This is a genomic window from Phaeobacter sp. JH20_34, assembly GCF_048056095.1.
GTDB classification, from domain to species: domain Bacteria; phylum Pseudomonadota; class Alphaproteobacteria; order Rhodobacterales; family Rhodobacteraceae; genus Phaeobacter; species Phaeobacter bryozoorum.
Genome location: NZ_JAYMWT010000014.1, coordinates 1 through 1,977, shown reverse-complemented (window position 1 = coordinate 1,977; position 1,977 = coordinate 1). Strand labels below are relative to the sequence as shown.

1 protein-coding gene is annotated in these 1,977 nt (G+C 55.7%); it reads left to right on the top strand.

Translation table 11 applies throughout. The annotated features are described in order from the left end of the window. On the top strand, nucleotides 1-1,650 hold a 1,650-nt coding region (locus VWZ81_RS11590; protein WP_416541868.1), incomplete at its 5' end, for a Hint domain-containing protein. Between the last annotated feature and the right edge of the window lie 327 nt (nucleotides 1,651-1,977).

Here is a 1,977-nt window from a genome sequence, read left to right as displayed (position 1 = left end):
AATTTTGGGCATGACGTCGATCTTGTCGCGGGAACGGATCAGTATGGCAACACTTTTTCCGGTATCGAAAACATTCTGGGCGGCAACGCGGATGACACATTGCGTGGCAACGGCGCGGACAACTATCTGCATGGCGGCGACGGCAATGACACCATCTATGGCGGTGACGGAGCCGATACGCTCGCAGGTGGCGCAGGCGACGATCACTTCGTAGTCGAAGACGGCTTTGGCAATGACACCATTGTGGGCGGCGAAGCCGGAAGCGATTCTGATACCATAATGCTTAACAATGTAACCACCGGTGGCGCGACAGTTACCTTTACAGGTGCTGAAGCGGGCACCATCACCGATGGCACCGATACGATATCCTTCAGCGAAATCGAAAATCTGTCAGGGACAAACCAGGGCGACTATTTTGACCTGTCGGCGCGCACCGATGACAATTCCTACATTTTCTCGCTTGGCGGTGATGACACGCTCATTGGCGGGTCTGGTCAGGATGATCTGCGTGCAGGTGACGGCAATGACTATATCGACGGCGGCGATGGGGGCGGCAACCTTGAAGGTGGCAGCGGCAACGATACCATCATTGGCGGTGACAGTAGCGAAGACATCTACGGCAATGACGGCGATGACCTGATTACCGCCGGGGCAGGCAACGATGTGATCTTTGCTGGGACGGGGGCAGATACGATCAACGCCGGAACGGGCAATGACGACATCGAGCTGGGCTCCGATTCCGATCGTGACATTCTAATTCTTCAGGACGACTTCAGCACCAGCGGCGGAACGGACACTGTCTGGGATTTCGATCTGACCGACAGCGGCGACGGCACGACCATCGACCAACTTGACGTTTCGGGCCTAACCGATGCGAGCGGCAATGCCGTCAACGCCTGGGATGTCGTTGTCAGTGACACGAATGGCGACGGTACCGGTGACGCCATCCTGACATTCCCCAACGGCGAAAGCGTCACGCTGATTGGTGTATCGCCAGCGCAGGTCGACAGTGCCTCGAAACTCAATTCTATTGGTATTCCCTGTTTCACGGCGGGAACCATGATCGCAACCCCCGATGGGGAAACGCCCGTGGAAGAACTGGCCCTCGGTGATATGGTCACAACGCTTGAATATGGGCCCATGCCCATACGCTGGGCGGCCCGTTCCGACATTAGCTATCAAAACGCACTGCTTCCGGAGCAATATGTACCGGTGCGCATCAAGCCTAATATTCTGGGCAACCCGCGCGCCCTTGTTGTGTCGTCGCAACATTGTATCCTCATGACAAATCACGACGCCTCAAGGACATTTTATGTGCGCGCCAAGCATCTTGCCGAAGAAACGTCGCTGGCCTCATTTGCGCGCAGGCGCAACACCGTGAGCTATGTGCATATTCTGCTGGATCAACATGCCACGCTTATCTCGAACAATATCCCCAGCGAGAGCTTCTATCCCGGCCCCTATGCGGTAGAAACCCTGTCAGCGATCAACCGTTTGAGATTGTTTGCACTGATCCCTGATTTGGCCTCGCAACCGGTGGCCAAGGCCTATGGCGCGCGCGCCGCGCCGATTTTGACCCGCAGCGAGCTGCGCAAACGCGTTGCCAACGGAACGCTTGTTGGTGCCATGCCCGCACTGTCTGAACTGTGAGTTCATTCTGGAACATGCCGGGCGGCGTTAGCTGTGGCTTGCCCCTCGCTGATCAGCGGATCGCTATTTTTCGGCTTCCAGCGGTTTGCAACTCTGAGCACATCGAAACGCAGTTTGTCTGCTGGTGGAGTGCTCGGGTCCGAGTTGGCTCCATACAAGTCTTTTAGATGCGCATGCTCAGGGTGTTTGGTATCTGCCATGGCGCGGAAAGAGGTCGCCGGTCACAGTGTCAGTGATTTTGTCGCAATTGCTTTGCCGTTTCATCAAAAAGTTCTTACAGGATTCCAGTAGGATGAAGCGTAATCCGATGCGATATTTTACGTTTCG